Annotated in this window: 21 protein-coding genes; 13 read left to right on the top strand and 8 right to left on the bottom strand. The window is 67.4% G+C overall.

What is annotated here, in order from left to right:
* Positions 1 to 2: 2 nt before the first annotated feature.
* Positions 3 to 563 (bottom strand): DUF488 domain-containing protein, encoded by a 561-nt coding sequence (locus ACZ9YD_RS05835; protein ID WP_465074178.1) that lies wholly within the window; start codon positions 561 to 563, stop codon positions 3 to 5.
* A 382-nt stretch (positions 564 to 945) separates the two neighbouring features.
* Complete coding sequence (locus tag ACZ9YD_RS05830) at positions 946 to 3018, bottom strand: C1 family peptidase (RefSeq protein ID WP_465074177.1); 2073 nt, start codon at positions 3016 to 3018, stop codon at positions 946 to 948.
* 207 nt (positions 3019 to 3225) lie between these two features.
* Here ACZ9YD_RS05830 and ACZ9YD_RS05825 point away from each other — a divergent pair, with 207 nt between their 5' ends.
* From ACZ9YD_RS05825 to ACZ9YD_RS05815, 3 genes are all read left to right on the top strand, one after another.
* Positions 3226 to 4788, top strand: a complete 1563-nt coding sequence (locus ACZ9YD_RS05825; RefSeq protein WP_465074176.1) for a phospholipase D family protein — start codon at positions 3226 to 3228, stop codon at positions 4786 to 4788.
* A 716-nt stretch (positions 4789 to 5504) separates the two neighbouring features.
* A complete protein-coding gene (locus ACZ9YD_RS05820; RefSeq protein WP_465074175.1) occupies positions 5505 to 6605 on the top strand; it encodes a Glu/Leu/Phe/Val dehydrogenase dimerization domain-containing protein in 1101 nt (366 codons plus the stop codon).
* A 173-nt stretch (positions 6606 to 6778) separates the two neighbouring features.
* Positions 6779 to 7501 (top strand): carbonic anhydrase family protein, encoded by a 723-nt coding sequence (locus tag ACZ9YD_RS05815; RefSeq protein ID WP_465074174.1) that lies wholly within the window; start codon positions 6779 to 6781, stop codon positions 7499 to 7501.
* Positions 7502 to 7611: 110 nt separating this feature from the next.
* Here ACZ9YD_RS05815 and ACZ9YD_RS05810 read toward each other — a convergent pair whose 3' ends face one another.
* Positions 7612 to 8139, bottom strand: coding sequence for an REP-associated tyrosine transposase (locus ACZ9YD_RS05810; protein WP_465074173.1), 528 nt, complete (start codon positions 8137 to 8139; stop codon positions 7612 to 7614).
* Positions 8140 to 8309: 170 nt separating this feature from the next.
* Positions 8310 to 11168, bottom strand: a complete 2859-nt coding sequence (locus ACZ9YD_RS05805) for a S8 family serine peptidase (RefSeq protein ID WP_465074172.1) — start codon at positions 11166 to 11168, stop codon at positions 8310 to 8312.
* A 176-nt stretch (positions 11169 to 11344) separates the two neighbouring features.
* On the opposite strand from ACZ9YD_RS05805, the gene ACZ9YD_RS05800 reads away from it, so the two are divergent.
* The 6 genes from ACZ9YD_RS05800 to ACZ9YD_RS05775 all read left to right on the top strand — a co-directional run bounded on the left by ACZ9YD_RS05800 (position 11345) and on the right by ACZ9YD_RS05775 (position 15452).
* Positions 11345 to 12520 (top strand): thiolase family protein, encoded by a 1176-nt coding sequence (locus tag ACZ9YD_RS05800; RefSeq protein WP_465074171.1) that lies wholly within the window; start codon positions 11345 to 11347, stop codon positions 12518 to 12520.
* A 126-nt stretch (positions 12521 to 12646) separates the two neighbouring features.
* Positions 12647 to 12982: a hypothetical protein gene (locus ACZ9YD_RS05795; protein ID WP_465074170.1), complete on the top strand. Its 336-nt coding sequence runs from the start codon at positions 12647 to 12649 to the stop codon at positions 12980 to 12982.
* Between the two features lie 205 nt (positions 12983 to 13187).
* Positions 13188 to 13547 carry a hypothetical protein gene (locus ACZ9YD_RS05790; RefSeq protein ID WP_465074169.1) on the top strand — a complete coding sequence of 120 codons (360 nt, stop codon included), beginning with the start codon at positions 13188 to 13190 and terminating at the stop codon, positions 13545 to 13547.
* A 295-nt stretch (positions 13548 to 13842) separates the two neighbouring features.
* The gene (locus ACZ9YD_RS05785; RefSeq protein WP_465074168.1) at positions 13843 to 14430 is read left to right on the top strand and encodes a bactofilin family protein; all 588 of its coding nucleotides are present in this window, start codon (positions 13843 to 13845) and stop codon (positions 14428 to 14430) included.
* Between the two features lie 59 nt (positions 14431 to 14489).
* Positions 14490 to 14837 (top strand): hypothetical protein, encoded by a 348-nt coding sequence (locus tag ACZ9YD_RS05780; RefSeq protein ID WP_465074690.1) that lies wholly within the window; start codon positions 14490 to 14492, stop codon positions 14835 to 14837.
* 315 nt (positions 14838 to 15152) lie between these two features.
* Positions 15153 to 15452: an EF-Tu C-terminal domain-related protein gene (locus tag ACZ9YD_RS05775; protein WP_465074167.1), complete on the top strand. Its 300-nt coding sequence runs from the start codon at positions 15153 to 15155 to the stop codon at positions 15450 to 15452.
* Positions 15453 to 15468: 16 nt separating this feature from the next.
* On the opposite strand, the gene ACZ9YD_RS05770 is transcribed toward ACZ9YD_RS05775, so the two are convergent.
* The 3 genes from ACZ9YD_RS05770 to ACZ9YD_RS05760 are packed head-to-tail and all read right to left on the bottom strand — an operon-like array spanning position 15469 to position 17806.
* The gene (locus ACZ9YD_RS05770; RefSeq protein ID WP_465074166.1) at positions 15469 to 15711 is read right to left on the bottom strand and encodes a DUF6587 family protein; all 243 of its coding nucleotides are present in this window, start codon (positions 15709 to 15711) and stop codon (positions 15469 to 15471) included.
* 11 nt (positions 15712 to 15722) lie between these two features.
* The gene (gene feoB / locus ACZ9YD_RS05765) at positions 15723 to 17579 is read right to left on the bottom strand and encodes a ferrous iron transporter B (RefSeq protein ID WP_465074165.1); all 1857 of its coding nucleotides are present in this window, start codon (positions 17577 to 17579) and stop codon (positions 15723 to 15725) included.
* A complete protein-coding gene (locus tag ACZ9YD_RS05760; protein ID WP_465074689.1) occupies positions 17576 to 17806 on the bottom strand; it encodes a FeoA family protein in 231 nt (76 codons plus the stop codon). The genes feoB and ACZ9YD_RS05760 overlap by 4 nt, the downstream gene beginning before the upstream one ends.
* Before the next feature lie 337 nt (positions 17807 to 18143).
* On the opposite strand from ACZ9YD_RS05760, the gene ACZ9YD_RS05755 reads away from it, so the two are divergent.
* The 4 genes from ACZ9YD_RS05755 to efpL all read left to right on the top strand — a co-directional run bounded on the left by ACZ9YD_RS05755 (position 18144) and on the right by efpL (position 22714).
* Entirely contained in the window at positions 18144 to 20720 is a 2577-nt protein-coding gene (locus ACZ9YD_RS05755) for a sensor domain-containing protein (protein WP_465074164.1), read from the top strand.
* 79 nt (positions 20721 to 20799) lie between these two features.
* The gene (locus ACZ9YD_RS05750; protein ID WP_465074163.1) at positions 20800 to 21570 is read left to right on the top strand and encodes an SDR family oxidoreductase; all 771 of its coding nucleotides are present in this window, start codon (positions 20800 to 20802) and stop codon (positions 21568 to 21570) included.
* Positions 21570 to 22151 carry an aspartyl protease family protein gene (locus ACZ9YD_RS05745; RefSeq protein ID WP_465074162.1) on the top strand — a complete coding sequence of 194 codons (582 nt, stop codon included), beginning with the start codon at positions 21570 to 21572 and terminating at the stop codon, positions 22149 to 22151. The genes ACZ9YD_RS05750 and ACZ9YD_RS05745 overlap by 1 nt, the downstream gene beginning before the upstream one ends.
* A complete protein-coding gene (efpL, locus tag ACZ9YD_RS05740) occupies positions 22148 to 22714 on the top strand; it encodes an elongation factor P-like protein EfpL (protein WP_465074161.1) in 567 nt (188 codons plus the stop codon). Before ACZ9YD_RS05745 ends, efpL begins: the two co-directional genes overlap by 4 nt.
* 167 nt (positions 22715 to 22881) lie before the next feature.
* Here the strand turns inward: efpL and ACZ9YD_RS05735 are convergent, their stop codons facing one another.
* Positions 22882 to 24672: a DUF7844 domain-containing protein gene (locus tag ACZ9YD_RS05735; protein WP_465074160.1), complete on the bottom strand. Its 1791-nt coding sequence runs from the start codon at positions 24670 to 24672 to the stop codon at positions 22882 to 22884.
* Positions 24673 to 24681: the final 9 nt, after the last annotated feature.

Genomic DNA, 24681 nt, shown 5'->3' with positions numbered 1-24681 from the left:
CTTCAGAACAGGCCGGCTTGCGCCGGCGGATAGACGAGATCCGCGCCGGCGGGCCGGGCATCGGGATGCATCACGTGCGGCTGCACCTTGCCGATCTCCAGGATGTGGCAGACATCGACACCGCGATGGGTCAGCAGATCGGCGATCAGGCGGCGGTGACATCCCCACCACAGCGCCTCAGCACACATCAGTGCGGTGCGTTTTTGTGCCGCCACCGTGAGTGTCTGCGAGAGACCATCCGCGAATTCATCGCTGGCCATGTGGTCGGCATACCCCTGGAACGCGGCGCTGCGCCACGCGCCGTTCGGCGAGTTGGGCTGCGCACGGCGGCGGCCGCCGAGTTGCGGCAGCCAGTGGTAGTCGATGTGCGACGCCAACAACTGCTCGGCCATCGTCTCGCTGGCGAACCAGGGATAGCGGCGTGATCCGGGAAACCGCCGCACGTCGACGATGGCCTCGATGCGCCAGTGGGTGAGTAGTGCGAGGAAGTCGTCCCAGGACCGCGTCGAGTGACCGATGGTCCAGAGGGTGTCGACGTTGCTGCCTGGATCGGGACTGGGCACGGCGAGGCGGAGCTGGGCGGGTGTGCCATTGGACTCGACGGCATGTCTGGCGGGCGTCAGTCGGGTGGCGTGCGAGGGCCGACGTTAAACACGCAGATCAAAATGGGCCCCAGCGCCTTTCAACAGCCGAACGGCTGGTCATCCATTTTTGACGTTCGCGCAGTGTGCGGCGCTACCGGGGCACGCAGACCTCACACCGTCATCCAATCGCACGCGAAAAAACCTTTCGACAGCCGAAGGACTGGTCATCCAGTTGATCTTCGCTATGAAAGCTCAAGCGCCAGAGAACCACCTCTCACCCCGCCCCCCGGCGGCTTTCAACAGACGCATGTCTGGTCACGCCGGGGCCCAGCGACTTGCGCACCGGGTCAGACAGCCCAAATCACCGCCGCCCCACCGGCTCCAACGCCTCACTCAACCGCGCCCGGCAATCCGCCAAGCCCGATTCCGAGCGGTGAATCCGCACCGGCGCCGTGGTGCTGCGCTCGCCGAGGATCCGGCACAGCGTGGCCTGCAGCGTCGCGCTGTCATCGTCGAAACCGCCGTGACTCGTGGCCGCGCTGCCATCCGCCGCTTGCGTGGGATCGCCCTGCATCGGTGCCTGGATCCAGTCGAGCTTGCCGGTCGCCAGCAGGTCGCGGATGGCGCCGTTGGATTCGATGAAGCGCGCCATGCCCAGCAGTGGCGTGCCGTTGCGGTATTCGCGGCGCACCCAGCTGCGGGCGCGTTCCTCGAAGGCGTGGGCGACGAGGTACAGCAGTGACTTGTTGTAGACGCGGGCGCAGTGGTCGTCCTGTTCGGCGCGGTCGCTCAGCGTGAACAGGCCGGCGTGCGCGATCGTGCCGGCGGCCAGCGCAGGCGCGAAGCTCTGTTCGAACAGCGCCATGGTCATCGCCGGCGCCCACAGGTTGAGGCTGGCGATGCGCTGGCCGATGCCCTGCATGCTGGCAGCCGGGCCGGTGGCGACGAGTCCATCGGACGTCAGCAGTTGCGCCAGCGGCGCGAGCAGGATCGAGCCCGCGCTGTGGCCGACGAGATGCAGTTCGACGGTCGGATCTGCCTGCATCCATTCGCCAAGCAGGCGCGCGACCTGCGCAGCGCCGCCGGCTTCGGTGAGTTGATCGCCATTGCGGATGACGGCCGTCGTCGCCAGCAGCGCGTTCTCCTTCATCTCGTCCCACATCGCCTTGCCGCCGAGCGCGCGCGCCAGCGGTTCGATGGTGTCGTCGACGCGATCCAGCAGCACGCCCTTGGCCTTGTCCATCAAGCCTTCGCTACGCGGGCGCACGGCGTCGCGCAGCACGTTGCCGAGCGTGCTCCAGACGTCGGTCTTCCAGACGAAGCACAGCGGGTAGATCTGCTGCGGCAGCATGAGTTCGCGCAGGTCGGCGACGCGCTGGATCGCAGCCTGTTCCGGCACGAGGCCGCCGTGCGCGTAGACCATCACGCGCTTCTTCGGCCAGTCTTTCGTGATGCGCGGCAGGTCTTCGCGGATGAGATTGCGCACCGCGTCCTGGCCGGTACCGAAGCGGCCGCTGGTGCGCAGGCGGCCGTCGTTGCCGAGACTGACGATATGCGGACGCAGGTCGGCCTGCGAGTAGCCGTTCGATTGCCGCGCCAACGCGGAGTTGCTGGCGGCCACGGCCTGTACGCGCTGCAGACGCACCGGCACGGCGAGGCGCGCGACCCAGACATCGGTGCCGCGCTGCAGCCATTCGTCGTAGCTGACCCAGCCGAAGCCGCGCTTGCCCCAGCGCGTGCCCCAGGAGTTCTGGATCCAGAAGCCATCGCGGTCGTAGCCGACGATCGCGAACGCGTGGTAGCCGGCGATCGTCTGCTCGGTCCATTCGATGACACCTGATTTCGGCGGCGCCATCCAGCCGGCATGCACGGCGGCCGAGGCGTAGAGCACGCCCACTTCCGCGAACGCGGCGTGCATCGCCACCAAGTCCTTGTGGTTGACGCGGTAATAGGCGCCGAGCGGATGTGCCTGCGCGGCGCGCGCGCGTTCTTCGGTGTAGACCTCCTGCAGCGGGCGGCCGGGCGTGTCCGGCCAGCATTCCTCGGCGCACACGCCATGGCGATGCCAGCCCTTCATCGCGCCGCGGCAGCTGGAACCGTCGTAGTCCTCGCCTTCCCATTCGTCATACCGGCGGGCCATGTCGTAGAGCATGCGCGTGCTGATGCGCCGCGTGACCGGATCGGGCCGCCGGCGCCGCAGCAAGGTGTGCGCGACGGTCGCGAGGCCGTAGGCGGTACAGGCGCCCGCATCCCCCTGGTCGAGCACCGGCACGCGCAACGCGACGAAGCGCGCCAGCGGCATCTCGCTGGGCACGTCGACCAGCGTGGGTTCGAACATACGGTCTCGAAAATCCGCGGTGTCGGGGCGTGCGTCGAGCAGCCGCGGGGTGGTCGCCTTGGGCGCAACGCTGCGCGTGGTCTTCCGGGTCGCCATGAAGCCTCCGTGGTTCGCATATCGAACGCGCCCGGACCTGCCGGGCGGACAGCGACGGATCCCCCGCCGCAGTGTGCAACGGATCGATGACCGTCGCGATGTCGTCCACGCTGCACCGGCGCGGTCGCAGGCGCCGCGACCCTCCCTGCGAAGACGCGTGGGCGGCGCATCTGCGATGCTTGTCCGGATGACCTCAGGCCCCTGCACATGAAGAAGCGCGTCAAGAAACTGATCGGCTGGGGACTTTTCACGTTGCTCGTGATGGCCGTGAGCAGCGTATTCGTGGCCGACCATCTGCTGCCGCCGGCCACGGGCAGGCCGAGCCAGACGCTGCCGCTGTCCGAGGACGCGACCCCGCTCGACCGCGAACTGGTGCCGCTACTGGCGCGTCACGACGGCAAGACCGGCGCGATCATGCTGCCCGACGGCGTGGACGCCTACGCCGCGCGCGCGATCTCCGCGCGAAATGCCGGGCGCAGCCTCGATCTGCAGTACTACATCTGGCACGACGACCTGACCGGACGGATGCTCGCCAACGAAGCCTGGGAGGCGGCCGAGCGCGGCGTGCGCGTGCGCATCCTGCTCGACGATATGGGCATCGGCAAGATGGACGAGACGCTGCTGGCGATGGACTCGCACGACAACATCGAGCTGCGCGTCTACAACCCGTTCCGCAACCGCACCGGCGTGATGCGCCTGCTGGAAATGGTGCAGCGCGCCTGGGGCGTGAACCACCGCATGCACAACAAGGCCTGGATCGCGGACGGCCGCGTGGCGGTGGTCGGCGGGCGCAACGTGGGCGAGGAGTACTTCAGCGCCGCCGAGGAATTCAATTTCCACGATCTCGACATGGTGTTGTTCGGCCCGGCCGTGGCCGATGCCAGCGTGATCTTCGACGACTTCTGGAACAGCGAAGCGGCGATTCCGATCGAGGCGCTGAACCGCAAGTCGAAGTCGACGATCCGCGCGGTGCTGGCGCGGATCCACAAAGAAGCCGGCAGCGAAGAAGCGCGCCGCTATCTGGATGCGACGGAACTGTCGCCGACCGTGCGCGGCTATTTCTCCCAGGGGCTCACGCCGATCTGGAGCGAGAACGTCCGCATCATGTCCGACCCGCCGATCAAATGGCGCGGCGACGACCGCGAGGACTGGCTGGTCGAGCGCCTGGTTGGCGACATCGTGAAGGCCGAGCGGTCCGCGCTGCTGATCTCGCCCTACTTCGTGCCCGGCGTGCAGGGCACCAGCGGACTGGTGCACCTGGCTGAGCGCGGCGTGCACGTCTCGGTGGTGACGAACTCGCTGGCCGCGAACGATGTGGTCGCCGTACACGGCGGTTACCTGCGCTATCGCAACACCTTGCTCGAGGGCGGCGTGCATCTGTTCGAGGCCCGCAGCCAGGCGGACGCGAAAGCGGCCAGCAGCCTGTTCGGCAGCGGCGGCGCCAGCCTGCACACCAAGGCGATCCTGGTGGACGGCCGACGCGGTTTCGTCGGCTCGTTCAACCTCGACCCGCGCTCGGCCAACCTCAACACCGAAATGGGCGTGCTGTTCGACGACCCTGCACTGGGCGCCGCCCTGTTCAAGGAATACAGGCACCTCACCGCGCCGGGCATGAGCTACTGGGTGTACCTCAACGCCGACGGCGACACGCGCTGGCTCGACCGCGACAGAGACCCACCGGCGCCGCTGAAGGTGGAACCCGACAGCACCCGCCTGCAGCGCGTGGGCGCGAACGTGGTGCGGTGGCTGCCGGTGGAGTCGCAGCTGTAGCCTGACGCCCTTCCCTGCGTGCGGGGATGGCGCGTGTCGTGTCTCGTCAGGGCGGTTTTACCGGACGCTTGTCCGATCCTTCGCGCCATTGCTCGACGCCGCGCACACGTCCATGGACTCCCGCCTCCGCGGGAGTGACGGGTGTGTGGGCAAATCGTCCGAGCCTGCGTGATGCGCTTGCTGCCGATCGAGTCGCAGCCTCAGCTCGAAGCCCTCCCCCGCGTGCGGGGGAGGGTTGGGTGGGGCAAACCGTCCGATCTCGCGTACTGCCCTGGCTGCTGATCGAATCGCAGCACCAGCTCGAAGCCCTCCCCCGCATGCGGGGGAGGGTTGGGAGGGGGCAAACCGTCAGGCGGTGCAGTGCACGAACCACGCGAGCCCGACAGGCGTCTCCTGCCTGGGCGCACGTCGTCCCGCCGCTCGCCAGAACGACACGTCCACGCCTGAAGCCCCCGCCCACTTGCGGTTCGACACCAGGCATCCCCGAGCCAGCCCGGCACACAACGCAAAACCCCCGCAACCAATTGATCCTGAAGCGCTTCCGCTCTTTCGGTTGCACCTTCAACCAATTGTCGGATGAGGGGCGTAAAATGACCCCGGTCAATCACACCCTGCGGCCCTGCCGGACCCATCCGGTCGCCTAGACCGACCCGCACAGCCCCCACGCCGCCTCCTGCCACCAGACGTCGGGCCCAACGCCCGTGACGGAGTTTTGAATGATTTTCGAGCACCTCGACACCTACGGCCACGAACAAGTCGTGTTCTGCCACAACAAGGACGTGGGTCTGAAGGCGATCATCGCGATCCACAACACCGTGCTGGGTCCGGCGCTGGGCGGCACCCGCATGTGGCCGTACGACTCCGAGCAGGACGCGCTCAATGACGTGCTGCGCCTGTCGCGCGGCATGACCTACAAGAACGCGGTCGCCGGTCTGAACCTCGGCGGCGGCAAGGCCGTGATCATCGGTGACCCGGCCGCCGACAAGTCGGAAGGCCTGTTCCGTGCGTTCGGCCAGTGCGTCGAGTCGCTGGGCGGCCGTTACATCACCGCCGAGGACGTCGGCATCGACGTCAACGATATGGAACTCGTGTACCGCGAGACCCAGTTCGTCACCGGCGTGCACCAGGTTCACGGCGGTTCGGGCGACCCGTCGCCGTTCACCGCCTACGGCACGATGCAGGGCCTGCTGGCGTCGCTCAACCGCAAGTTCGGCAACGAGGACGTCGGCAACTACAGCTACGCCGTCCAGGGCCTAGGCCATGTCGGCATCGAGTTCGTGAAGCTGCTGTCCGAGCGCGGCGCGAAGGTGTTCGTCACCGACATCAACAAGGATCGCGTGGCACGTGCGGTCGGCGAATACGGCGCCGAGGCTGTGGGCCTGGACGAGATCTACGACGTCGACGCCGATGTCTACTCGCCGTGCGCGCTGGGCGGCACGGTCAACGAGAAGACGCTGCCGCGCCTAAAGGCCAAGATCATCTGCGGCGCGGCGAACAACCAGCTCGCCAACAATGCGATCGGCGACGAAGTGGAAAAGCGCGGCATCCTCTACGCGCCCGACTACGCGGTCAACGCAGGCGGCGTGATGAACATTTCGCTGGAAATCGACGGCTACAACCGCGAGCGCGCGATGCGCATGATGCGCACGATCTACCACAACCTCACGCGCATCTTCGAGATTTCCGAGCGCGATGGCGTGCCGACCTACATGGCCGCCGACCGCCTCGCCGAGGAGCGTATCGAGACCATGGGCAAGCTGAAGCTGCCGCTGGGCCGCGCGCAGCCGCGCTTCCAGGGCCGCGTGCGCGGCGGCTGATCCAGCCGTCCCGCAGCTGTCACAAAAACGCCACCTTCGGGTGGCGTTTTTCGTTCTCGGGGAGCCCGCCTTGCCGTGTCTGGCGGTGTGTCGATGGCGCGACGCCGCCGTGGAACCCGCCGGTGTAGCCTGATTCGTCGGCGTCGCACGACGCCCCTCATCCGGAGAGTTCAATGCAGCGTTCGTCCCGTTCCCGCGTTCTGGTTGCCGCCATCGCCGCCCTGCTCGCACCCGCGTGCGTCTTCGCCCAGCAGTACGACTATGAGCGTCAGGAAAAGTGGGATTACCCGGCGTCGCTGGGACAATCCCCGATCGACATCCAGCGCTCGGTGGCGAACGAAGGCGACATGGAAGAAGCCCAGGCGATCGAACTGCGCGACACCGAAGCCGCGCTGCGCGTGGTCGACAACGGCCACTCGGTGGAAGTGGAAGCGCACGGCCCGGACGCGCTGATCCGCGGACGCCATTTCGAACTGATGCAGTTCCATTTCCATGCCGCCAGCGAACACACGATCGACGGCGAATCGTTTCCGCTCGAGGGCCACTTCGTGTTCAAGGCGAAGGACGGCCGCCTCGCTGTGGTCGGCGTGATGTATCGCGAAGGCGACGCCAACAGGCTCGCCGGCGAAGTGCTTGAGGCGCTGGGCGATGCACGCGAAGGCGAAATCGAGCGCGAGGACATCGCGATCATGCTGCCGCGCGACAAGAGCTATCACCACTATCTGGGTTCGCTGACCACGCCGCCGCTGACCGAGAACGTCGAGTGGTATGTGCTGGACACGCCCGTGACGCTATCGGCGCCCCAGATCGCAGGCTTCAATGCCCGCTACAGCCACAACAACCGCAAGGTCCAGCCCCTCAACGAGCGTCCGCTCATCCATTACGCGGCGCATTGAGTGCTGGATTGTCTGTAGGAGCGCAAGGCGGCGACAACAACTGCAAAGTACAACTCTTCAACGCGGGACCCTGAGTGCGGGCTTGTCTGTAGGAGCGCGCTCGCGCGCGATCAGGTCCGGCTGGAACTATCGCCGTCGCATGTATTCGTGCCTGTGCTGCTTTTGCGTCCGTCGAGCCAGACCTCATCCCAGAACGGATAGTCGGCAAGCGACCGGCTCAGCCCTGCCCGAAGCGGATTGGCGACGACGTAGCGCGCCGCGGCGTGTAGGTCCTCGTCGCGCCGCATCGCACGGTCGTGAAACGCCCTCGCCCATATGGGATGCGTGCTCCCCCAGTTGTGATGCAAATTTCGGCTGACAGCCGACTTCATCCGCGCCACCACGCGCTCTAATGATTCGCCGCCCAGCTGCAACAACCAGTGCGCGTGGTCGGGCATCAGGCCCCAGGCCAAGAGCTTCGAATCCCCAGCAGCACGCGGGCTCGTGAAGGCGCAGCACGCTGCTCGCGCGTTGTCAAAATCAGCGAATAGTCTGCGCCGTTTCCAGGTGGAAGCGGTGACGAGGTAAGGCCGATCGACTTCAGACCGTCGACCGATACGCAGCGCACGATGACCGCGGCTTTCGACTGGACATGGCATGCCTCAATGTTCGGACGCACACTATCTCGAAGCCACAGGGGATCAACCCGAGGCTCTGTAGGTGGCACTGCGTGACGCTGCTCTCTCGACAGCGCATTTCGCGCGCAAGCGCGCTCCTACAGAAAAAGGCTGCTTGTGAGCAGCCTTTTTCTGCGGGGATTGCTGGCAGATCAGAACCCGACCGCAACCTGCATCGACGCCATGCGGTCACTCCCCCGCGGCCCGAAGCGCTGATCGACACCCAGCAGCATCCGCGCACGCGGCGTCAGCCAGGATTCGAAGGCGATTCCCGCAAGACCACCCGATCGCGCCGGCGCAAGCCCGGCGATCGGCGCCCAGGCCTCGATGCCGGTGAAGCTCGCCTGCAGATCGAATCCGCTCGACGACACGGTCTGCTGCCATTCCCCGTAGCCATGCAGCGAGAACCCAGGCGTATCCCAGCGCGCGCGCAGACCGCCGATCGCCTGGCTGCGTGCAACATCCCAGCCTGCACTGCGCAGACCGAAGCCATCGCCACCCCGCTCGTCGAATCCGTCGCTGCGCAGGCGCACCTGCTCGGCGCCGACATACGGACCGAACGCAGCCGCGCCGACGCGCCACTGGTGCCCCGCCTCGACCGCCGCCTGTGTGTAGTTGCCGGCGTACCGCGCCGCCACGCCCTGCCAGTCGGCGCCCGCGAACAACTGACGCTGCATGTCGCGATCGAAACGACCGCTGCCGAGCTGCGCCATGACGTAGCTGTCGCCGAAGCTGCGCGCCAGATATGCCTGCGCCTGCGTCTGCCGATCGCGATTGCGATCACCGCGTGCCGCCGCAATCCCATCGCCGCGCAGCTCGCCGAACGCGAAGCCCGCCACAAGACCATTGCCGAGCAGATGATCGCGGCCGATGCTCCAGCCATCGACGCTGAAACCGTCGCGCGCAAATCCGCCACTGCCGCCCTGCCCCAGCGATTGCCTCCACACGCCGACCGCCGCGTCGCGCGCCGCCAGCGCGCCCACGCGCGACGCGATCGCGCGCCGCCCCATGTCGACGTTGTCGAACGTCGCCGTCAACGCCGCCGCATGTTGTGCACCGGACATGCTGTCGAGCGCGGCGAGCGCCGCCGCTTCGCTCTGGATGCCCTGGAATGCACCGGCCGCGCGGATGAAACCGTCGGCGACGGGGCCATCGGTGACGGACGACTGGCCATCGATCTGTGCGAACGCGCCTTCGACGCGCTCGGCGGCACCGAGCGACTGCGCGGTGATCGATGCGAACGAGGCGGCCGCGGCCGTCACGTTGATCCGGATGACGTCGATCCAGGCGAGGTTCGTGTCGTAGCGCAGAGTGCCCTCGAGGAAGACACCCGGACCGCTGGTCAGACTGCCGAAAACGCCAGTCACACCGCCTGCGGCTTCGACGACGTTCTCGCGGCGTTGCGTCGTGTAACCGCTGACGATACCGGTCACCTGCAACTCACCCGCCAGAGTCGCACTGCCGCTGACCTGCAACGGCGCGCCCATCTGCCAGGCGAGGCGTCCGCCCGTGCCCTGCTGGAAATTGCCGTCGACTGCACGTGCACGCGTGTTGCCGGTGACCGCAAACGTGCCGTTGTTGACCAGGTTGCCGCCCACGCGCGCGCCGCCGAACTGCAGGGCCGCGCCGGATGCGACCGTTGCCGCGCCCGGGATTGAAGACGTTTCGAACGCGAGCGTGCCGCCCTCCGCACGTGTCGCGCCACCGTAGCCCGCAACCCCTGTCACTCGCAGCGTGCCACCGCCACGCTTGACCAGACCGCCCGCGCCGCTGAGGTCGTTGGCCCAGGTCGACGTGCCGCTGTTGAAGTTCGCGGTGACATCGCCCCAATCGAACTTCGCCGGCCCCAGCACAGCCTTGCCGACGTTGAGCGCGCCATAGCCGAACACGGGATCCACGCCAGGCGCACCGATGTCGGTCGCGGTACCCAGAATCGTCTGACGCACCAGATCGTTGTCGAAATACGGGAACGCTTCCCAGACCAGTGCGGCTGCGCCCGACACCAGCGGCGTGGCCAGCGACGTGCCGCTGTAACGGAAATACGTGGGGGCGTTGGGTGCATCGTCGGGGCCGGTGACGATCACCGTGCCCGGCGCCACCAGGCAGTAGCGCATCGCCACACCGCAGGCATTCGAATAACTCGCCAGCTGCGTCGTGCTGTTCTCCGCCAGCGCGGACACGGTCAGCCAGCCGCGCTCGAGATCCGCCGCCGGTGTGCTGCCGTTGGTCCCGGCCTTGCTCGGCAGCGCGGCGGTATCGGACGGATTGGCGAATGCCGAATTGCCCGATGCGAACACGACAAGCCCGCCATGGTTGATGACGAAGGGACGGTATTCACTCGCGATCTGCGCGGTGACGGCGAGGTTGGTCCAGTATAGACCACCCCAGGAGTTGTTCATCACCTTGACGTTGCGGTCAATCAGGTCGCGGTGGATCGCGGTCAGCCCGAGAGGACCGTCGATTTCGTTGCCGCCGCCGCTGCCGTCGTCCTCCGGCGGTTTGTCGCTGATGATGCGTGCCGAGACGATCTCCGCGTTCTGTGCCACGCCGCCAGGCCATGTGCCGAACGGACGCCCCGCCGCGGTCTGGGCGACGGCAGTGCCGTGGCCGGCCACATCGTCGACAGACAGATTGTTGTCCGACGCGCTGATGTAATTCAGGTTCGCGACCACACGATCGCGCAACGCCGGATGCTTGCGGTTGACGCCGCTGTCGAGAAACCCGATGCGCACCCCACGGCCGGTGAATCCGGCATCGTGGGCGGCGTATGTATTGGTATCGACCAGATGCCCGCTGTATGCCGGATTGGGCGGCTGCACCACGGTAGGCGGCGGCGTGGTCGGTGGTGGCGTGGTCGGGGGTGGTGCCAACGGCGGCGGGGGCGTCGGCATCACCAGTCCCTCTCCCGATCCACCACCGCCACAGGCGACCAGCGCAGTCCCCAGGGCGCAAGCCAGCAGGCTGCGACGTGCGCCCCGCGCGACGCTGCGCGCGCTCTTCGAATTCGACATCGGTCTTCTCTCGTCCCGCGCGGCCGTTGTACGGCCGCGAACACCCCTGTTGCGGCATCTATACCTGCAATCCAGAACGCGCGCCATCCGGGCGCACACCAGGGCCGGCGACGATGCCGCACGCCGGGTGCGATAATCGGCGGACCCAGCAGTCCCCTCATTGGAGTCACCTCACCATGACTGACATCGTCATCGTCGGCGCCAAGCGCACCGCCATCGGTTCCATGCTCGGCCAGTTCACCGGCGTTCCCACGACGACCCTCGGCGCGACCGCGATCACCGCCGCGCTCGAACACGCCGGCGTATCGCCCGACCTCATCGACGAAGCCATCATCGGCTGCGTGCTGCCAGCCGGTCTGGGCCAGGCACCGGCGCGCCAGGCATCGCGCGCGGCGGGTATCCCTGACAAGGCCGGCTGCGTGACCATCAACAAGGTCTGCGGCTCGGGCATGCAGGCAGTGATGTTCGGCCACGACCTGATCAAGGCCGGCACCGCGAAGTTCGTCGTCGCAGGCGGTATGGAATCGATGACCAATGCGCCGCATCTGCTCAACGGCTCGCGCACCGGCATCCGCTATGGCAGCGCCGAGATGCTCGATCACATGGCATGGGACGGCCTGACCAATCCCGACGACGGCAAGTCGATGGGCGTATTCGGCGACGTTGCCAGCCACAAGTACGGCTTCACCCGCGAGGATCTGGACGCCTACGCCGTCGAGAGCGCCACCCGTGCGAAGCGGGCGATCGAAAGCGGCGCATTCAAGAACGAAATCGCACCGGTGACGGTCAAGACCCGCAAGGGCGACGCCACGTTCGACACCGATGAGGCGCCCGGCAAGATCCAGGTCGAGAAGATCCCGACCCTGCGCGCTGCGTTCGGCAAGGACGGCGTGCTGACCGCTGCCAGCTCCTCGAGCATCTCCGATGGCGCCGCGGCGCTGGTGCTGACCTCGGCGGATGAAGCTGCCGCGCATGGCCTCAAGCCGCTGGCGCGCATCGTGGCCCACGCGCGCCACTCGCAGGCGCCCGAATGGTTCACCACGGCGCCTGTCACAGCAATCCAGAACGTGCTCGACAAGGCGGGCTGGAAGATCGAAGACGTCGACCTGTTCGAGGTCAACGAAGCGTTCGCCAACGTGGCGATGGCGCCGATGAAGGATCTCGGCATCCCGCACGACCGCCTCAATGTGAATGGAGGCGCACTGGCGCTCGGTCACCCGATCGGTGCGAGCGGCGCTCGACTGATCGTCACGCTGATCCATGCGCTTCAAGCGCGCGGCCTAAAGCGCGGTGTTGCCACACTCTGTATCGGTGGCGGCGAAGCGACCGCAATTGCCGTGCAAATCGCGTGAACTTCGGATAACGTGTTTTTTACGAAAAAACCACGCACGTCCCGCTTGACAGCCGTCTGAGGCTTGTCATCATGTCGGCGGCGCGCATTAAGCGCGTTGCCCACACTTTCAGACGAGGAAGACACAATGACGATTAATAAGGCTCTGCTTGCCCTGGCTCTGGGTATGGCGCTGGCTGCTTGCAGCAACGCCGACCAGGCCAACAGCTCGGCTGAAGGCGCTGCTGACGCAGCTGCCGACGCGCAGGCTGCTGCCAACCAGACGCAGGACCCGGCCGTTGCCGACACCGCGCAGGTTGCTGCTGACGACGCCGCTGCCGCTGCTGACGCCGCTGCCGACGCTGCCGCCCAGGCTGCCGCTGCCGGTACCGACGACGCTGCCGAGCACGCTGCCGACGCCGCTGACCATGCAGAGACCAAGGCTGAAGATGCCAAGGACGCTGCTGAAGAAGTGACGCCGTAATTTACTTCGATGGCCTTGTGCCATCGGTAGTGGATTCGAAGGCCGCCGGGTTCTCCCGGCGGCCTTTTTTTGTGGACACGGTCGTCCGCGCCGAGACCGGAACGCGGCGATTCAGCGCAACGTCGGCCACGCGACACGTCTTTGCGCGACCCTCACACAGGCGCATTCAATCTGCGCGCCGTCCTTTGATCACAGGAGACACGCCATGCATTTCAAGCCGATGACCGTACTCGCACCTGCAATGCTGTTGGCCCTTGCCGCCTGCAGCAATTCCAACGATGCCGAGCGTGAGCGCGCCGAAGCCGCCGCCGCGACCGAGAGCGCAGGTCAGGCGATCTCCGACGCCGCCTCTGCCACTGCGGACGCTGCACGCGCCACCGCTGACGCGGCTGCCCAGCAGACCCGCGACGCTGCCCAGAACGCCGAAGTCGCTGCTCAGGATGCAGCACGCCGCGCAGACGTCGCTGCCGAGGAGGCTGCACGGGCCACCGGCCAGGCGACGCAGGACGCAGGCCAGGCGATCGAGAATGCCGGTGAGCGCGTGGAAGAACGCGCCGACCGCTGATCGCATCTGCTGAAGCGACTGAAAGCCCGCCTGATGGCGGGCTTTTTTTTGGAAATTCTTCTCCTTGCAGCGCTGGATCGGAGCGCCTGAGCGCGATACCCACATCTCGCGTAACGCTTCTTGAACATGCGGCAAGTCCTTGCTGTGTCTCGAATCCGCTCCAGCCGTCACAGTTGGGGATCGTCGATTGCGTGCTAAGGTCGGACTCCGCGTTTGCCCCACCGCGGCGGCGCGGAATTCCCTGTTCGAGCGGTCCTTTTCCGCTCTCCTGTCCATTTCCGAGGTAACGCGCGACATGGCCATTTTTCAGCAGTCCGGCACCGTCAAGAAAGATTCCCCCGCTTTCGGCACAGACGCGCCGCCGCCCGCGCCGGCTCGCGAGACGCCGCCGCCCGCAGTCGCGGATTTCCAGACCGCGGCACCGCCTGCGCCGCCCGCAGCAGCGACTGCACCTGCCGCAGCGCCGACGCCCGCGCCGCGTGCCGCAGCGCCGGTGAGCAAGGAATCGATCATCGCCGCCGACCTCACCATCGAGGGCAAGATCGAAGGTACGGGCGATGTGCGCATCGCCGGCCGCTTCAAGGGCGACGTCAACGTGCAGGGCAACCTGACCATCGAACACGGCGCCAAGCTCAACGGCGGCGTGCGTGCCCAGCAGGTGCTGGTGTCGGGCGAACTGGAAGGCAACATCGAATCGGCGTCGCTGGTCGAGCTGCGTGATTCGGCGGTTCTGACCGGTGACCTCAAGGCCGGTTCGCTGACGGTGGCGTCTGGCTCGAAGATTCGCGGCCATATCGAGTGCGGCTGGGGCGACGTCAAGCCTGGCCCGACACCGACCGGCAATGCCAAGGACAAGGCCGCCAACGACAAGTCCAGCGACTGATCGTGAGCAGTCGCCCGGGCGCGGCAGGTGCCACGCGCACCTGCCCGCACTGCAAGACCATGATCCTGGAGAGCGCGTCGCGCTGTCCGGCGTGCCAGCAATCGGTGAAGCTCGACGCCGCGCCCGGCTCGCCGATCGTGGCGCGCAACACCGTGCAGCGCGAGGAGACCACGACCGCGCTGCAGGTCGAGGGTCGCATCCGGCATCCATCGGAAGGCGGCGCCTGGGAATACTCCGTCGTGCTGGTGATTCGCGATGAGGACGGCAAGGAGATCAATCGCCAGGTCGTCGGTGTCGGCGCCTTGCTGGTGGGCGACGAACGGACCTTCAGCCTGTCGGTGGAAGTCACGCCGACCAGCGACGCGCGACGGCCTACCCGCTCGCCCCTGAGCCGGGGACGCCACTAGCGTCTCCGGATCGACACCGCGCAATGACGCGCGCCGCCAAGACAAGGATGTCCGATGCGTTTTTCTGCCCGCTCCGTTTTTTCCGCCTGCCTGCTCACAGCTGCGTCCGCACTTGCCGCCTGCGCGCCCTCTGCGCCTTCAACCGACGCATCGGTCGAGTCATCGACCCGTGCAGACCGTGCCGCGTCGACCAGGACTGCCGAAACGTCGTCGACCGGATCGACTGCCGGCCCCTCATATGACGCACCGTGCGCCTCTCTCGAAAACGGCACCGCGCGCTCTGCAGATACGCCGCCCCGCTCGCATGCATTCGCGTTGCGCGCAGACATCCGCGCCTGCGTGCACCTGCGCGCGCAGTCGGAGGGCAGTCGCCGCAGCGCGGTCTTCAATCACTACCGCCCCAACGTTCGCTTCGTCGGCACGGATGGCGAGGTCTTGGCGACGGCGCTGTGTGCGTTGCGATTCGATGCGGAAGGCGCGGTCGAGCCGGGCAGCACGATCGCCTCGCACCTGAAATGCGAGGCGCCGCTTGCACTCGAAGACGGCAGCGCGTTCGTGCTGGTCGAGGGAGGTCGCGATGTCGGCGGTGGCATAGTGGTACTGCCGCCCGCCTGAGAACCCAGCCGGCCGCTCAGCGCCTGGGCGGGCCGCAGCTGTCGCAACCGCCGCATGTGTTCGCCGCGATCGGCACCGGTGCGATGCGCCGGCCCACTGCGCGCATCCACGCCGGCCGACCGTCGCGCATCAGCGGCAACGCGAACGCGACGCGCAGCCGTCGCGCCGCATTCGGCGCCTGCTTCTTCAGTACGACCCACGCGCTGAGCAGCACGGCCAGTGCCACGACGACGTATTGCAGGACCAGCCCGGCGGTCATCGTCGCGATGCTCAGCCTGCGCCCAGGGCGCGGGCGATCTGATAGGTCAGCAGCGACGCGAGATACGCCAGCGCGAACAGATAGCCGGCGTTGAGCGCCATCAGTTTCCACGAGCCGGTTTCGCGCTTGATCGTCGCCCACGTCGACAGGCATTGCGGCGCATAGATGAACCACACCAGCAGCGACAGGCCCGTGGCCAGCGACCAGCCGTCGGTGATGATCGGGGTGAGCGCCTGCGCGGCCACTGCGTCATCGGTTGCCGACAGCGCGTAGACCGTCGCCAGCGATGCGACCGCGACCTCGCGCGCGGCGAGGCCGGGAATCAGCGCGATGCAGATCTGCCAGTTGAAGCCCAACGGCGCGAACAGCACCGCCAGCGCGTGGCCGATGCGCCCGCCGAAGCTGTACTCGATCGCGGCGCCGGTCGCACCATCGGGTGGCGCGGGAAACGACAGCAGGAACCACAGCAGCACGGTCAGCGCGAGGATGATGCCGCCCACGCGCTTGAGAAAGATCATCGCGCGCTCCTTGAGCCCGATCAGAAGGTCTCGGGGATGCGGCACGCGATACGACGGCAGCTCGAGCATCAATGCGTGCTCGCGCTTGTCGCGTCGCCATTTCTTCATGATGTACGACACTGCCAGCGCACTGAGGATGCCCGCCAGATACAGCGCGAACAGGACCAGACCCTGCAGGTTCAGCACGCCCCAGACCGCGCGCTGCGGGATGAAAGCGCCGATCAGCAATGCGTACACCGGCAAGCGCGCCGAACACGTCATCAACGGCGCGACCATGATCGTGGCGAGCCGGTCGCGTGGATCCTGGATCGAACGCGTCGCCATGATGCCGGGGATCGCGCAGGCGAAGCTCGACAGCAGCGGAATGAAGGAGCGCCCCGACAGGCCCGCGCCCTTCATCACCCGGTCGAGCAGGAACGCCGCACGCGGCAGATAGCCCGACTCCTCGAGCGCGAGGATGAAGAGGAACAGGATCAGGATCTGCGGCAGGAACACGATCACGCCGCCCAGGCCGGCGATGATGCCGTCGGCGAGCAGGCTGGTCAGTGGCCCGGGCGGGAATGTCGTCGACACCCAAGCGCCCAGCGCGGACGTGCCGGCGTCGATCAGATCCATCATCGGGGTCGCCCAGGCGTACACGGCCTGGAAGATCAGGAACATGATCGTCGCCAGCGCCAGCAGACCGAAGATCGGGTGTAACAGCCAACGATCCAGTGCGTCGTCGATGCGCGCGGTACGGCGCGGCATCGTGACCGCCGCCGCGAGCAGTGCACGTGTTTCGGCGTGCAGGTCAACGCTGCCCTCCGCCGCCGGCGGCGGTTGCGGATGCGCCACGACATCGGCAAGTCGTGCCAACAGTGCCTGCGCACCATCGCGGCGGATCGCGACGGTTTCGACCACGGGTACGCCCAGCGTTGCCTCCAGCGCTGCAAGGTCGATACCAATGCCGCGGCGCTGCGCGGCATCGGCCATGTTCAGAGCGACGATCATCGGCACGCCCAGCGTGCGCAGTTCCAGCACGAAGCGCAGATGCAGACGCAGGTTGGTCGCGTCGACCACGCACACCAGCACGTCAGGCGCGGATTCGCCGGGATAGAAGCCGCGACACAGGTCGCGGGTGATCGCCTCGTCCAGACTCGCCGGCTGCAGGCTGTAGGCGCCCGGCAGATCGAGCAGGGCCCAGCCCTCACCGTTCGGCCCGTGCATGCGGCCTTCCTTGCGCTCGACGGTCACGCCGGCGTAGTTGGCCACCTTCTGGCGGCTGCCGGTCAACAGATTGAACAGCGCGGTCTTGCCGGCGTTGGGATTGCCGACCAGTGCGAAACGCGGTGCCGCGATCGCCGTGCTCACGCCGCAGGCGCCATGCGCACGCGCACCCGCGCCGCTTCACTGCGACGGAGCGCGAAACGGGTATAGCCCACCTGCACCAGCAGCGGATCGCCCCCGAACGGCCCGGCCGCCATGACCTCGACCGGCTCACCGGGCACGAAGCCGAGTTCGCCAAGCCGGCGCGCGATGGGATCGACCGCGTCCACGGCCTCGATGTCTTCAACGAGGGCGGGCGTGCGGCGTGGCAGCTGGCAAAGGTTCACAGGGGAATCTGGTATCGAGAATGGTTCGCATTGTACGCCCGGCGCCGCCGGCGCATGCCCCTGCACGGCGGGCTGTTGCGGATCCAGTCCGTTTCACGACCGGGACGCTGCAGCGCAACGCCGGGCGAACACCGTGCAAACCCGGCAGATGGCCGATCGATCAGGAATTGGCCGTTCTCTGCACGACATGAACCGCGACGACATCCTGCCGGGCAACACGACCGTTCCGGACGGACTGGCCGGCGTCTGGACGCCGCTGCGGGACGGCGCTAAAACTGGACGCATCGTCCCCCAACCCCGGACAGGCGCTGGCGCCGCGCACATGACGGACCGATCGGGCACCGGGCCTACCGGACTGCTGGAACGCCAGGCGCATGCCCTGGCATTACCTGATGCGCTGTCGCTGGCGGCCGACGATACCGAACTGCCGGCCGACGTCCGCGCCCTGCTCGCCCGCGCACGCGATGCGCTGGCGGCCGCGCGCGCAGAGGCCGATGCCGCCGGACTGCGCTACCACGCGTTATTCGACGCGGTGCCCGATCCGGTGAGCATTCTCGATGCGAACGGCATCGTGCTCGACCTCAATCGCGCCGGGGAGCAGGCATACGGCCGCCCGCGCACCGACATCGTCGGCCAACCGATCGAGCTGCTGAATCCGGATCTGCCACGCGATCACCTCGCGCCCGTATGGGACGCCGTGCATCGCGGGCGCACCTACGTCATCGAAGTCACCAACATGCGCGGCGACGGCTCGCGCTTCCCGGTCGAGGTGCACACCGCCGGCTTCGAGCACCAAGGCGAGCCGTGTCTGGTCGCGGTGGCGCGCGATCTCAGCGAGCGCCGCGAGGCGGAGGTGCGCTACCGCGAACTGATGGATGTGATGGACCGGGGCATCGCGATCCACGATGTCGCGGGCAGGTTCGTCTACGGCAATCCGGCGGCGCTGCGCCTGCTCGGCATCCGCCAGGGGACCTCGCTCGGCGACCTGTCCAACCTCGGCGAGTGGGTTGCGATCGCGCCCGACGGCAACGAGATGTCTTGGGAGGCGCTGCCGCCGGTGCGCGCGCTGCGCGACGGCCGCATCGTCGAAAGCACCCTGGTTGGTCTCTATCACCGCATGCGCCGCGAGCTGTACTGGCTGATGGTCACCGCTGTGCCGCAGTACCCGCCGGGCGGCGACCGGCCGCACCAGGTGCTGTCGCTGTTCTCGGACGTCAGCGCGCTCAAGCGCGACAGCGCGATGTTCGACCGTGTGCAGGCCTTGGCGCACATCGGCGGCTGGGAGCTCGACTGCGGCACCGACCGGCTGTATCTCACGGCCGAGGCCGCACAGATTCTCGACCCAGTACAGCCGCCGACGACGATGGAGGCGCTGGTCGCCCTGTTGCTGATGCCCGACCGCGCCCGGCTGCGCGACGCGCTCGGTGCGGCGATGCTCGACGCCGCCGGCTTCGACATCGAATTGCAGGGCTTGCGCAGCGACGGCAGCGCGTTCTGGGTGCGCGCGATCGGCGGGCCGAGACAGGGTGATCCGGCGACCTCGCGGCTGACCGGCACGTTGCAGGACATCGCGCGCGACAAACACGACGAGGCGATCCTGCGGGCACAGGCGCGCACCGATCCGCTGACCGGCCTGCTCAATCGCGACGCGATTCTGTGCGAGCTCGAGGGGCGCATGGCCGATCCCGCGCGTGCCGGCGTGGCCGTGCTCTACATCGATCTCGACCGCTTCAAGTTCGTCAACGATGCGCTCGGCCATGCCGCCGGCGACGAACTATTGATCGCCGCCGCGCATCGCATCCGCCAGGCGGTGGGCGTGTCGGGCAGCATCGCCCGCTTCGGCGGCGACGAATTCCTGGTCGTCTGCGACGCCGGCACCGGCGCCAGCCATGCCGAACGCGTCGCCAACGCGATCCTCGATGCGTTCGGCGACGGCTTCCGTTTCGACAAGGAGGAATTTTCGATCACCGCGAGCATCGGCATCGCACGCGCACCGGAGGATGGCGACCGGCCGCAGACGCTGATCCAGAACGCCGACGCGGCGATGTACGAGAGCAAGCGACGCATCCGCAATGGCTGGCAGTTGTTCACGCCTGCGCTGGCGCAGACCCAGCAGGACCGGTTGCGCGTGGAGACGCATCTGCGCCGCGCGATCGACAACGACGAATTCCACCTGGTCTATCAGCCGCAGGTCGACCTGCGCAGCCGGCGCGTGATCGCAGCAGAAGCGCTGATCCGCTGGCGCAACCGACAGCTCGGGGAGATGCGACCTGACCATTTCATCGACCACGCCGAGAGCACCGGCGACATCGTCCGCATCGGCGCCTGGGTGCTGCGCGAAGCCTGCCAGCAGATCGCGGCGTGGCGCGATGCCGGCCTCGGCGTGGTGCGCGTGGCGGTGAACGTGTCCTACCGTCAATTCCTCGGCGACGATCTCGCCACCCACGTGCGCGACGTGCTCGAGGAATTCGCGCTGCCGGGCAGCGCGCTGGAACTGGAGTTCACCGAGCGCGTATTGATCGAAGACGCGCCCGACACGCTGCGCACGTTCGCCGCGCTGCGCAGCATGGGTGTGCAGCTGAGCATCGACGATTTTGGCGAAGGCTACAGCGGCCTGAACTATCTGCGCCGGTTGCCGATCCACGGACTCAAGCTCAGTCAGCTGTTCGTCGGCGGCGTGCCGGGTGACCGTTCCGATGTCGCGGTGTGCCAGGCGGTCGCCGGCATCGCGCGCAGTCTCGGGCTCGGCCTGGTCGCCGAGGGCATCGAGTCGGAAGCGCAGCGGCGGTTTCTGCTGGATCTCGGCGTGACGGTCGGCCAGGGCTTCCTGTTCGCGCCGGGGCTCTCCCCTGACGAGTTCATCCGGCATCTCCAAGGCGGTCCCAGCGCGTCCGTCTGAACACGTGCACTGGAGCGGGACTGACCGGCGCACGCGGCCGGCCGGTTAAACTGCGGGTTTTCCGTCCAAGGATCCGCACATGACGCCCGATTCCGTCCGCGCCCTCATCACCGGTGGCGTCTCCGGCCTCGGCCTCGCCGTGGCCCGCCACCTCGTCGCCGGCGGCGGCAAGGTCGTGCTGTTCGACGTCAACGACGACAAGGGCACCGAAGCAGTCGCCGCGCTCGGCGAGGCCAATGTGCGCTACCTGCGCACCGATGTGACCGACGAAGCCGGCGTGGTGGCGAACGTCGACGCCGCGCGTGAATTCCTCGGCGGGCTCAACGTGGCCGTGAACTGCGCCGGCATCCTCGGCGCCGGCCGCGTGCTCGGCCGCGAGGCGCCGATGCCGCTGGAGACCTTCAGCCGCACGGTCATGGTGAACCTCGTCGGCAGCTTCAATGTGGCCAAGGCCGCCGCCGCGGCGATGCAGGGCAATGACCCGGGCGAAGACGGCGAGCGCGGCGTGATCGTCAACACCGCATCGGTCGCGGCGTACGAGGGCCAGATCGGCCAGGCCGCGTATTCGGCGTCCAAGGGCGGCGTGGTCGCGATGACCCTGCCGATGGCACGCGAGTTCTCGCGCTTCGGCATCCGCGTCAACACGATCGCGCCGGGAATCTTCTGGACGCCGATGGTCGACGGCATGCCGGACGAGGTGCAGCAGTCGCTGTCGGCCTCGATCCCGTTCCCGTCGCGTCTGGGCCGCCCGGAAGAATTCGCCGAGCTCGTCGCCTACATCGTCGGCAGCCGCTACATCAACGGCGAGACCATTCGCCTCGACGGTGCGGTGCGTCTCGCGCCGAAGTGATGCGCCGCGCCGTCCCGACATCGTGGATCGTATGTGGACTGGCTGCGCTGCTGTGCGGCTCACCCGCGCTCGCGCGCGAGTCGACGCCGATGGCGCTCGCCGCCGCGCTGACACCGGCGGGCTACACCGCGGTGGCGATGACGCGTCACGGCGATTCGCATCTCACGGTCGACGTCCGCATCAACGGCGTCGCCGGCACCTTCATCCTCGACACCGGCGCAGGCCGCACGGTCATCGACCGCGCGGCGCAGTCGCGCTTCGACGAAGGCCGTGACGTGGTGGCCGGCGGCCAGGCGACCGGCGCCGGCGGCACGGGCATGGCGATCAGTGCCCTGCCCGGCAACCGCCTGCGCATCGGCGACTACCGCGACGACGCGTTCACCGTGCATTTCCTCGCGCTCGACCACGTCAATGCCGCGTTCTCGCAGCGCGGCGAAACGCCGGTCGACGGTGTGATCGGCGCCGACATCCTCGAACGCGGCGGCGCCGTGATCGACTATCCAAATCTGCGGCTCTATCTCCGCAATCCGGCTGCCGCGGACGCGGCGGCGCCCTCTCCATCCAGCAGCGAACAACGATGAAAGCCTACGACGTCAAGAAAGGAAACGTGATCGAACACAACGGCACCGTCTATCAGGTGCGTGATATCGAGCGCAGCGCGCCGCAGGGTCGCGGCGGCGGACTCAAGATGCGTTTCACGCTGTACAGCGTGCCGGGCGGCAACAAGTTCGACCTCAACATCGGCGGCGACGACGATCTGAAGGAAGTCGAACTGCAGCGCCGGCAAGCGACGTTTTCTTACAAGGATGGCGAAGCATTCGTGTTCATGGATGACGAGGATTACACGCCCTACACGCTCGACGCTGATGTCGTTGGCGACGCCAGCGGCTACATCACCGATGCGTTGTCGGGCTGCTACGTGCAGATCATCGACGAACAACCGGTCGGATTGCAGCTGCCGCCAAACGTGGTGCTGGAAGTGATCGAGACGCCGCCCGAACTGAAGGGCGGCACAGCAACCAAGCGCCCGAAGCCGGCAAAGCTCAACACCGGCATCGAAATCCAGGTCCCGGAATACATCACCAACGGCGAGAGGATCCTGGTCAGCACCAGTACCGGCGAGTTTGGCGGTCGCGCGGACTGAAGACGCGCTGCTCCGGTGCGCTCCGTCAACGGAGTGCACCGGGACCGGTCGACCGCGACGCGCCTCCGCGTGCGGGGCATTACGTCATGACCTGCCAGGGATCGAGTGGAGCCAGCAAGCAGCCTTCGTAGAATGGGTAGAGCCCAGCGACAACCATCGCCGATCACTCAGTCCAGCTGCAGCCCACCCGCCTCTCGATGCAGCGCGCGCAAGCGCGCACCGAGCGCGTCCACATTCCGGTCCAGCGCCGCGATTCGTCCCAGTGCCTCGGGCGCCAGCGCCGCGCGCGCTTCATTCTCAAGCTGTCCACGCAGTCCGCGCAGCCCTTGCGCACGCGTTTCCACATCGTCCTGAAGCAACTCGCGTTCCGCCGCCTGCGGCAAGCCGTATCCCTCGGTCAGCAACTGCGCCGGCCGACTGAGGCTGTTCCCCGCCGCCAGCAGTGCGCGCAGGGTCGCGATGGCCGGCGCCGCATCCGCGGCGTGCCGCGGATCGAGCAGCTGACGCTTCAGCACATCGCGCAACCGCAGTTCTTCCCGTCGCCGCGCCGCATGTTCGAGCACCAGTAACGCCGCGCCATCGCGCAGCTGGGCCTCCGCGAGCCATGGCGCGCGCGCATCCGGCGGTAGATCCAGCCAGTCATCGACACGCGAGAATGGCAATGGCTGCACCGCGCGAGCGATGTCCAGCAGCGCCTGGTACTCCGCATCCGCAGACGGAAAGTAGTAACCGGCACGCACCGCATCCTCGCGGTCGAGCACGCTCTGATCCGCATCGCCACTGCGCACGAGTTTCCGCAGCAACCCGGTCGGCGTGATGCTGCGCAGCCGCGCGTCGGCCAGCCGCGGGACGCCTGTCTGGAGCAGCTTCCAGGTCTCGGCCGCACAGTTGTTGCCGACGAAGTAGTAACGTCCGTCGTAGCTCCAGTGCAGGTTCGCGGCTTGCGTCAGCAAAGAGGCGATTTCGTCCGGCGACAGCTGCAGCGGAATCGACTGCAGCCCGCGCAGCTCGATGCGCGTGTACTCGTCGATCACCTGGTCGAGCGGCAACACGAACAGGCGCGAGGGATAGCGGCCGGTCAAACCGCGCAGGCTGGAGATCTGCACGTCGTCGACGAACGCGCGGAACGACAGCACGCGATGGTGGGCAAGATCGAGGCGGCAATCCGGCCCGAGCGCGCGGCCGGGCGCGCAGACCACCAGCCGCAGCATGCTGTGGCCCCAGCGGCTCATCGGCTGGGCGTTGCCCTCGGCGAGCAAGTAATCGACGGCATAGACGCGCGCCGGATCCAGCGCGAGCAGCGGCGCTGCATCTAGACCCGGCTCGGCTTCGACGAACGGCAGATCCGGTGCGCAATCCGCCTGCGGCGGCGCCCAGTCAAAGTGCGTCGCGAAGTACGCGTGCAACGCGGGGCGCCGACAGGCGTACTCGGCGTCGAGCAGAAAGTGTTCGAGATTGACCGCGACGAACTCGGCCGGCGATGCGAGCTCGTAGGCATCGGGGCTGCGATCGCGCATCGCGTTGGCGCGCACGCGCATCCCGAAGCGCAGCGGCCGCTGCGGCCAGCCTGCGAGATCAAGCAACCGTGGATCGCGCGACAGACTGCCATGGGTCGAGCGGTCGTAGCGATGGGCGAATTCGTGCAGCAATGCAGCCTGCAGGGGCTGCGCTGCCGCGTCATCGGTCAACAGCGCACGTTGCAGACGCAGATGGGCGCCGAAGGTGCGACCGTGTACGGCGTCAGGCAGATCCTCGCGCCAGTCGATGACGACATCGAGTCCCGGCGCGTCACGCCAGTTCGGTGGCAATCGCGCCTGTGCGTCGGCGATCGCGGCGTCGGCACGCGACGACTCGGCAGCCGTCAGCGGCGCACCGGTTGCCTGTTGTGCAACCGACCAGCCGGCCGCCGACGCGATCGGCGCCAGCAGCAAGGCGACAACGGACAGGGCGGCGCGCACTTGCACACG

Source organism: Luteimonas sp. AC640a (genome assembly GCF_979256585.1).
The sequence above is the reverse complement of the archived record's forward strand: the minus strand, read 5'-3'. Positions and strand labels throughout refer to the sequence as shown.

Excerpts from the sequence above, each read along its gene's own strand:
- ACZ9YD_RS05825 (WP_465074176.1), top strand. The coding sequence starts at position 3,226 with ATGAAGAAGCGCGTCAAGAAACTGATCGGCTGGGGACTTTTCACGTTG.
- ACZ9YD_RS05830 (WP_465074177.1), bottom strand. The coding sequence starts at position 3,018 with ATGGCGACCCGGAAGACCACGCGCAGCGTTGCGCCCAAGGCGACCACC.
- ACZ9YD_RS05795 (WP_465074170.1), top strand. The coding sequence starts at position 12,647 with ATGACGATTAATAAGGCTCTGCTTGCCCTGGCTCTGGGTATGGCGCTG.
- ACZ9YD_RS05805 (WP_465074172.1), bottom strand. The coding sequence starts at position 11,168 with ATGTCGAATTCGAAGAGCGCGCGCAGCGTCGCGCGGGGCGCACGTCGC.
- ACZ9YD_RS05800 (WP_465074171.1), top strand. The coding sequence starts at position 11,345 with ATGACTGACATCGTCATCGTCGGCGCCAAGCGCACCGCCATCGGTTCC.
- ACZ9YD_RS05780 (WP_465074690.1), top strand. The coding sequence starts at position 14,490 with ATGATCCTGGAGAGCGCGTCGCGCTGTCCGGCGTGCCAGCAATCGGTG.
- ACZ9YD_RS05815 (WP_465074174.1), top strand. The coding sequence starts at position 6,779 with ATGCAGCGTTCGTCCCGTTCCCGCGTTCTGGTTGCCGCCATCGCCGCC.
- ACZ9YD_RS05790 (WP_465074169.1), top strand. The coding sequence starts at position 13,188 with ATGCATTTCAAGCCGATGACCGTACTCGCACCTGCAATGCTGTTGGCC.
- efpL (WP_465074161.1), top strand. The coding sequence starts at position 22,148 with ATGAAAGCCTACGACGTCAAGAAAGGAAACGTGATCGAACACAACGGC.
- ACZ9YD_RS05755 (WP_465074164.1), top strand. The coding sequence starts at position 18,144 with ATGACGGACCGATCGGGCACCGGGCCTACCGGACTGCTGGAACGCCAG.
- ACZ9YD_RS05785 (WP_465074168.1), top strand. The coding sequence starts at position 13,843 with ATGGCCATTTTTCAGCAGTCCGGCACCGTCAAGAAAGATTCCCCCGCT.
- ACZ9YD_RS05810 (WP_465074173.1), bottom strand. The coding sequence starts at position 8,139 with ATGCCATGTCCAGTCGAAAGCCGCGGTCATCGTGCGCTGCGTATCGGT.
- ACZ9YD_RS05745 (WP_465074162.1), top strand. The coding sequence starts at position 21,570 with ATGCGCCGCGCCGTCCCGACATCGTGGATCGTATGTGGACTGGCTGCG.
- ACZ9YD_RS05770 (WP_465074166.1), bottom strand. The coding sequence starts at position 15,711 with ATGACCGCCGGGCTGGTCCTGCAATACGTCGTCGTGGCACTGGCCGTG.
- ACZ9YD_RS05820 (WP_465074175.1), top strand. The coding sequence starts at position 5,505 with ATGATTTTCGAGCACCTCGACACCTACGGCCACGAACAAGTCGTGTTC.
- ACZ9YD_RS05750 (WP_465074163.1), top strand. The coding sequence starts at position 20,800 with ATGACGCCCGATTCCGTCCGCGCCCTCATCACCGGTGGCGTCTCCGGC.